7 protein-coding genes are annotated in these 7,479 nt (G+C 52.2%); 4 read left to right on the plus strand and 3 right to left on the minus strand.

Annotated elements, in window-relative coordinates:
- The 4 genes from H5U36_07695 to H5U36_07710 form a co-directional block, all read left to right on the plus strand.
- A partial coding sequence (locus H5U36_07695; protein MBC7218005.1) for an amidohydrolase family protein occupies positions 1–715 on the plus strand: 715 nt, incomplete at its 5' end.
- A 32-nt stretch (positions 716–747) separates the two neighbouring features.
- Complete coding sequence (locus H5U36_07700; GenBank protein ID MBC7218006.1) at positions 748–1,782, plus strand: SIS domain-containing protein; 1,035 nt, start codon at positions 748–750, stop codon at positions 1,780–1,782.
- Between the two features lie 64 nt (positions 1,783–1,846).
- A complete protein-coding gene (locus H5U36_07705) occupies positions 1,847–2,758 on the plus strand; it encodes an ROK family protein (GenBank protein ID MBC7218007.1) in 912 nt (303 codons plus the stop codon).
- A gap of 310 nt (positions 2,759–3,068) precedes the next feature.
- Positions 3,069–3,695: a hypothetical protein gene (locus H5U36_07710; GenBank protein MBC7218008.1), complete on the plus strand. Its 627-nt coding sequence runs from the start codon at positions 3,069–3,071 to the stop codon at positions 3,693–3,695.
- On the opposite strand, the gene H5U36_07715 is transcribed toward H5U36_07710, so the two are convergent.
- From H5U36_07715 to H5U36_07725, 3 genes are all read right to left on the minus strand, one after another.
- A complete protein-coding gene (locus H5U36_07715; protein ID MBC7218009.1) occupies positions 3,647–4,645 on the minus strand; it encodes an alpha/beta hydrolase in 999 nt (332 codons plus the stop codon). The genes H5U36_07710 and H5U36_07715 overlap by 49 nt on opposite strands.
- A 172-nt stretch (positions 4,646–4,817) precedes the next feature.
- Positions 4,818–5,792, minus strand: coding sequence for a flotillin-like protein FloA (floA, locus tag H5U36_07720; GenBank protein MBC7218010.1), 975 nt, complete (start codon positions 5,790–5,792; stop codon positions 4,818–4,820).
- Positions 5,789–7,147 carry a hypothetical protein gene (locus H5U36_07725; GenBank protein MBC7218011.1) on the minus strand — a complete coding sequence of 453 codons (1,359 nt, stop codon included), beginning with the start codon at positions 7,145–7,147 and terminating at the stop codon, positions 5,789–5,791. The genes floA and H5U36_07725 overlap by 4 nt, the downstream gene beginning before the upstream one ends.
- Positions 7,148–7,479 lie beyond the last annotated feature (332 nt).

Here is a 7,479-nt window from a genome sequence, read left to right on the forward strand (position 1 = left end):
TTTTGTCCGTCTGCCTGACGTGAGAGAGATGGAAGAATTCCTCGAAGCGGGGAATGGCCTTATAAAAAGAGTGACTATTGCCCCAGAAATTGAAGGGGCCTTAGAGTTAATAGGTTATCTTGCTTCCCTGGGGGTTTTGGTATCCCTGGGGCATAGCGAGGCTGATTACGCGACGAGCCTCCGGGCTTACCTTTTAGGTGCGAGGCTCGTTACCCATGTTTTTAATGGAATGGAACCTCTGCATCACCGTAAGCCCAATCTCCTCGCCTTTGCTTTGGGCTTCGAGGGCATATGGGTGGAAGTTATAGCCGATGGAGTACATATTGCTCCAGAAATTTTGCAGATTCTTCTTGGTTGTAAGGCTCATCGAACGATCGTTGTAAGTGATGCGGTAAGGGCAACTGGTATGGAGGACGGCGTGTATGAGCTTGGAGGGGAAGCGATTAAGGTTGAAAGAGGCATTGCTCGTGTTCTTTCCTCAGGAAATCTGGCGGGCAGTACCGTGAGTCTTCGTGGTGCCTTACTCAATCTCTTGAGAGCCTTTGGTTTCTCTCTCCCATACCTTGCTTCGCTGGGGAGCCTTTATCCGGCAGAGCTTCTTGGGATAGATGACACTCTTGGGAGTCTTGAAAGAGGCAAGAAGGCTGACATTGTAGTATTTGACGAGGCTTTCAATGTTAAGGGTGTGTTTCTCAACGGTGAGAGAAAACTCTGAAAACGCACGGAAACCCGAAAGGAGGAAGTGAAGTGCCTGATCATACTTACCATGAAATTCGAAGGCAACCGATTACATGGCGAGAAGTTCTTGGGTACTTGGAAAGTAAGAGGGAAGAGCTTCTGGCTTTCCTGTCCTCAGGGTATAAGGAAGCTCTTTTTGCTGGGTGTGGAAGCTCGTATAACTTAGCCCTCACCGCAGCATATCTTTGGCAAAAATTTACGAGAGAGCGGGCAAGGGGGGTTCCATCTTCGGAAGTTTTCCTCTTTCCCGAGGGTGTCTTCCTTCCTGAGGAACGCTACCTTTTTGTTGGCATCTCGCGCTCTGGAGAGACTACGGAAACCGTTAAGGCAGTCGCTTACTTTAAAGAGCATTTTGGAGGGAAAGCCATAGGAATCACTTGCCAGGAAGGATCGTCACTTGCCCGCCTCGCGGATTGCTCTATTGTCCTTTCCTCGGCAGCAGAGCAAAGCGTTGTTATGACTCAGTCCTTCTCAAGTATGTTGCTTGCACTCCTTTTTTTGGCGATGGCCAAAAGTGGTATGCCAACATCTGATCTTAACGCCCTTCCAGAGACACTTGAGCTTTTAATCTCTCGTTACGAGGCGGTTGTAAAGAATTTAGCGGAGCATGGGTCGTTTACCAAGTTTATTTTTCTTGGAAATGGACCACTTTACGGAATAGCCTGGGAGGGTTCACTGAAACTCAAGGAAATGAGTCTAACACCTACCGAAACTTTCCATTTCCTTGAATTCCGCCACGGTCCAAAATCAATTGTCGATGAGGAGACACTCCTTATAGCTTTGACTTCTCAGTCAGCCTTTGATATGGAGAAGGAAGTCATACTTGAGATGGTGCGTCTTGGAGCAACCGTCCTGCATTTAGGGTTAGAGCACTTACCTTCGCCGAAGGTCGTGGAAGTCCTTTACGATGAGAAGTCTGTGAGTCCCATTTTCTTGCCCCTCCTTGACGTCGTCTTTTTACAGCTTCTTGGATATTTCAGGGCCAAAAAGCGAGGTTTGGATCCAGATAACCCTAAGAACCTCACTAAGGTGGTTGTCCTGTAGAAGGAATTGATCCGAATCGGGAAGGGTTGGCATACTAAAGAGTGACGCTTTCTGGAGGTCAGCCTTGAGATATTCCTGCGGTATTGATATTGGGGGAACGAAGATTGCCGGTGTTCTGGTCGACGAAAAATTAAACGTCTTGCTTTCTGAGAGAATTTTCTACACCTGCAAAGGCCCGGATAGAGTGGTCGAAGAGATAGCATCGCTCGTGGACTATTTGACTAAGGATATTGAGAAATCCAAGCTTCTGGGTATTGGCATCGTTACTCCAGGTATTATTGACAGCGACAATGGTGTAGTGGTATATGCGGCGAATCTTAACTGGAGGGACGTGCCGGTTCGAAATCTTCTCGAGAAGAGGCTCGGCCTCCCATGCCTTCTCGAGCACGATGTTAAGGGTGGTGCCTTAGCTGAGCTATTCTTTGGTGCAGGTCGAGAATTTCGAGATTTCTTATACGTCAGCGTTGGAACCGGTATCGCGGGAGCTATAGTTTGGGACCGCAAGGTTGTGAAGGGAAGCCACAATATATGTGGAGAAATAGGTCATACAGTTGTTATGCCTCAGGGGCCAATGTGTCGGTGTGGGAAAAGAGGTTGTCTCGAGGCTCTGGCCTCTGGCAGCGCCATGGAGCGTGAGGCATGGTATCTTGCGGGGGAAGAGGTAGAAGGATCGGTTATTGTGGAAAGAGCAGAAAGCGGCGACCCTCTTTTCCGGGAAATCCTAAGGAATGCTTCTTTTTATTTAGGCTTGGCTTTAGCAAACATGGCTGGGGTTCTTGATCCAGAAGCAATAATCCTTGGTGGAGGTGTCTCGGAGGCAGGACTACTTTGGTTTAGTTTTGTGGAAGAGGCTTACCGTATGCATCTTTTGGACCTCAATCGCGCTCCAAAGCTTCTCCTTGGTGTTTTTCGTGGGAGGGCCAGCGTCATGGGGGCGGCTGCGCTCCCCCTTCTTGGGCATGGCTCTCTGCTTTGAGAGTACGGAATCTTGCCTGGCAATTTCCTTTACCTGTTGCTTTTGTTTCGCCGCAGACCTGGTACGCTTCCTTTTCTGCTCTTTTGTCCTCAAGGATTTTCGCCCTCCTTAGGGAGCAGATGGGTTTTGCCTCATCGCTGGGGAACAAGGCTATGGGGGTAGTAAAATGGGTACCTATTCCAGGCTTTCAATTCCCTTTCCTCTTGTGGGACTACGCATTATAATGAGGGCGGTTGTGAAGTTCTGTTTCCTTCAAAGAGAGGGCCCACAGGATTGCCTGCAGCGGCCCTGGTGAAAGGAGGGGGAATTCATGTCCAAAGTTAATCTTCAGGATGCATTCCAAACCCCTTTTCGGCTCCTTGGCGAGGTTCCTTTGATCCTTGTGCCTTCGCTTATAGCGAGCGTGGTGGGATTAGCGCTGTCGATGGGGTTGCGTGGTGCGTTCCTCAGGGGAATGGGTTGGCAGGTTTTCGTGATCACTGTAGTGAGCCAGATTGCAGTTCTTTTCAGCATGGCTTGGGTTGCGCTCTTGCTCGACCAGAGTATGCGGGGGGAGAAAGTTTCTCTGCAGGATTCCTGGGTCAAACTTTCGGAGCGTCTGGCCAACGTCGGTTTGGCAACTCTTCTTGTTGCGGTTATCGTTGCTCTGGGGACCTTTTTCTACATAGTACCTGGGATTCTTCTGGCGTCCTTGCTTTTACCTGCCATTCCCCATGGGGCGGTGGAGAACGCAAGTTTCGATGTATCGGCGGGTTTCTCTTTCCGTTTCGTGTTCTCGCAGGGTAATTTTTGGGTCGTTTTCCTCATGGTGTTGATTGCATTCCTCTTGGGTTTTTTGCCCTACATCGGCCTTTTCTTGGGCAATCTCTTCGTCACCATATGGCTTCCTTACCTTGTCCTCAAGTACGGAGATATTGGCCCTGAGGCTTCTGAGTGAGTTTTCGGTGCTTTGAAGAATTCGAGAATCATGGGGTACACTTCCCCCGGGTGGGTTTCCATCGGGCAGTGGGAGGCTCCCTCGACAAGGTAGAGTGGTGTGTCGGAGAAAATTCTCTGAAACTCTCTGCCCTCCTTTGCCGGAATGAAACGGTCGTTACTCCCCCAGATGAGGAGAAAGGGAGGGTGGGGCTTTCCCCGGAAAGGAAAAAGCTTGAGGGAAGAGGCAGTGTTCACCATGCTGAGAAGGCTTCGAGCCGTTCCCGGGAGTCGGAGAGGTTTTACGTATCCCTGGAACTCCTCTTCCTTTACTTTTCGTCCGTAGGCTTTCTCAAGAAAGTGCCAGATGCGTGACGGAGAGAGGAAGAGGTTTCGAATAAGGGTAGTCCAGCATCCTCTGGTGGGAGGGAAGGAAGTCAGGATTTTGAGGAAGTGACTGAAGGGCCTTCGCAGTGCTGGGGCGATGAGGACGGTGGCCTGGAATCGCTCTGGTTCTTCCATGGCCATGAGGAGGGCCACCGCGCCACCCATGGAATGCCCTATGAGGTACCACTTTTCCTCGGCCAATGCCTTTGGCAGAACGGTACCGTCGAGGTACTGGAGAAATTCGAGAAGGAGTTGAGCCCGGTTTTCTGTTTTGTGGGTGGTTCCTGTGGGCCTTGCGCTGTACCCAAAGCCGGGTAGGTCCACGGCAACTACGAGGTATCCGGCCGGGAGAAGGAAATTGGGGGCATGGCGCCAGGAGAACGTGGAACCTCCCAGACCATGGATGCAGAGTACTTTCCCTTGAGGTGCTTTCGGGTACCATATCTGGTAGTGGAGGGAAAGACCCTCTCGTACCCAGAATTCTCCGTTTGCAAAGGGGGATTCCTGGGCAGGACTTGGGGAGGTTACAAAAAGCACCGCCATTGCCACCGCAAGAAGTGTCCCAAGCCGCTTCCGGGTTGCCACCGCATCTGCCCCTTACCTTTTCCGGAACACCCTCTGCGGAGGAAAGCAAAAGAGAGGGTGCATCCGTCGGCACACTGGTTCGGAGAGGACTTCGTGGAAGAGGTAGAGGAGCGCAAAATCTTCCTTGAGCCTCCTTTGGAGATAAGGGACCTTCTCTTTGTCTTTTTTCGCGTCATTCAGCACCTTTTTCTTCCTCCCTTCCCAGTTTCTCCCTCATGCGGGTGTCCGCTTGGAGATTCTGAAGGGAGTAGTAGTCGAGGAATCCCATTTTTCCTTCCCGCAGGGCGTACGCTAAGGCCCGGGGAATTTCTGCCTCCGCTTCCACGACTTTGGCCCGCATTTCCTGGGTATAGGCCTTCATTTCCTGTTCCCGGGCAATGGCCAAAGCCCTTCGTTCTTCGGCTTTCGCCTGGGCTACCCTTTTATCCGCCTCGGCCTGGTCGGTCTGGAGTCTTGCCCCGATGTTCTCCCCCACGTCGATGTCGGCGATATCGATAGAGAGGATCTCAAAGGCCGTGCCTGCATCAAGACCCTTATCGAGGACGGTTTTGGAGATGGTGTCGGGGTTTTCAAGAACTTCCTTGTGGGATTGTGAAGAACCGATGGTGGTGACGATGCCCTCGCCCACCCGGGCGATGATGGTCGCCTCCGTAGCTCCGCCAATCAGGCGATCGATATTGGTCCGCACCGTTACCCTGGCTTTGACCTTGAGCTCAATGCCATCTTTGGCCACCGCTGCTACTGTTGGTGTTTCAATGACCTTGGGAAGGACGCTCATTTGCACTGCCTCAAGGACATTACGCCCGGCAAGGTCAATGGCACAGGTCTTCTGGAAAGAGAGGGGGATACCGGCCCGCTCGGCAGCGATGAGGGAAATGACCACCCGGTCGACATTGCCACCTGCAAGGTAGTGGGCCTCAAGAGACCCCACGCTCAGGTCCAAACCGGCCTTGGTAGCTTTGATGAGGGGAAGGATAATGCTTGCCGGAGGGACGCGACGCAGTCGCATCCCGATGAGGGTGATGATGCTCACCCGAACCCCTGCCGCCAGGGCCGAAATCCAAAGCCCAAGGGGTACCAGGGAAAAGAAGACAATCACCACCACAAGAATAATTACCGCAGGAATGAGGTATCCGCTTACGTTCATGGTTCGCCCTCCTTTTTCTTTCGCACGATGATGGTGTTACCCTGTACCGCATCCACCACCACCGTTACTCCTTTCTCTATGAATTCTCCCCGGCTGATCACGTCGTAGGGCCTGCCCTCGATCTCGGCAACGCCTGCCGGACGGAGGATGGTCTTTGTAACTCCCTCTTTCCCTAAGAGATGCTCGTGAGGAGAAAGTTCTTTCTCCCTGGCGGGGCTTCGTTCCCGAAGTCCTATCTTCCTCCAGATGGGATTCTGGGGGAGGAGGAAGAGGAAAGAAAGAAAAACTGCCCCCACGATGGCAAGGTAGAAGAAGGTTTCAGAAAGTGCCACGGCAAAGGAAATTCGTGTTGTCCTGAGGGTGAGATAGAAAGAGGTGGCCAGCGCTCCAACCCCGGTTACTCCCACCACCCCGAATCCCGGAATGACCAGGAGTTCCAGGACTAAAAGGATGACGCCGGCAAGGAAAAGGAGCATGGATTCCCATCCGGAGAGGCCTGCCAGGTACCGTCCACCGAAAAAGAGGAAAAACGAGGTAAGACCCACAATTCCGGGGGCTCCAAAACCGGGAGTCATGATTTCGAGAAAAATACCTCCAAAGGCGAGAAGGATGAGAAGGGGGACCACTGCAGGATGGGTCACAATCCTTGCCAGGGTTTCCGACCAGGAGGGGGAAAGGGTCACCACCGGACCCTCAAGGCCAAGTTGGGTAAGAACCTCGTCTTTCCCGCGAGCAATCCCGTCGATGGCTCCAAGCTTGAGGGCCTGTTGCGCCGGGAGAGTGAGGAGCGCCCCCTTCTCCTTGACCCCCTCGATGGCCACTTCTCGATCCACCATGGCGGCAAAAAGAAGCGGATTCCTTCCACGAGCCTGTGCCAGGGCTTCAATCTGGGCCCGAAGGGCCGATACCGTTTTAGGATCGGGTTGGCTAACGTCTTCTTGTGAGTTCCGCGGCTCGCTTGCCCCTATGCTTCCGTCAGGAGCCATGAAGATTCTTTCGCACGATAGGGCGAGGAAAACCCCTGCCGACCAGGCCCTGGGGTTCACAAAAGCTGCAGTTTTTACAGGCGAACGAAAGATGAGGTCCTTTATGAAAAGCGTGGCATCCACCCGTCCCCCAAAGGTATCGATTTCGAAAACTACGGCCTGAGCATTCTGTCTTTGAGCTTCCTGGAGAGCTCTCTTCACAAAGCTTGCCAGGCCCCATTCGACCGCTCCTATATCGGGAACGTCCCTGAGAGGGACCCAGAGAATGGGCTGTGCCGCAAAGGCAAAGGGCGCAAGAACAAGGAGGAGTAGAATCTCAAGAAATACCGACCGCCTGATTTTTGTCCTCGGGATCTCTTTGCCGACCATACTCTGTATAGCCACAAATGCCCCCGATTATTCCCTCGAAACTTTTCAAAGATTTTTTGTGGCTTGTGAATTTTTGGCTTCATTGACGCAAAAGTTTTACCTTCGGCGCCGGAAATGGGCTTAGAATAAGGGTTTTTTCTTCAGGGTTCGGTTTGACAAGGAAGCGTTCTTGGAGTATTCTAAAATTGCCATGGGCTCCGAGGAATCGGAGAACCGGAGGGTTGGAAGAAAGAACTCCTTCCTGCGAAGGAACGAGTTCGAAGCCTTCCTGCCAAGGAAGGTGGAAGTCCAATCCTGAAGCATCGGGAGTATCAAGGGGTTACCCGCAGATC

The organism is Candidatus Caldatribacterium sp., from assembly GCA_014359405.1.
Taxonomy (GTDB): Bacteria; Atribacterota; Atribacteria; order Atribacterales; family Caldatribacteriaceae; genus Caldatribacterium; species Caldatribacterium oleiphilum.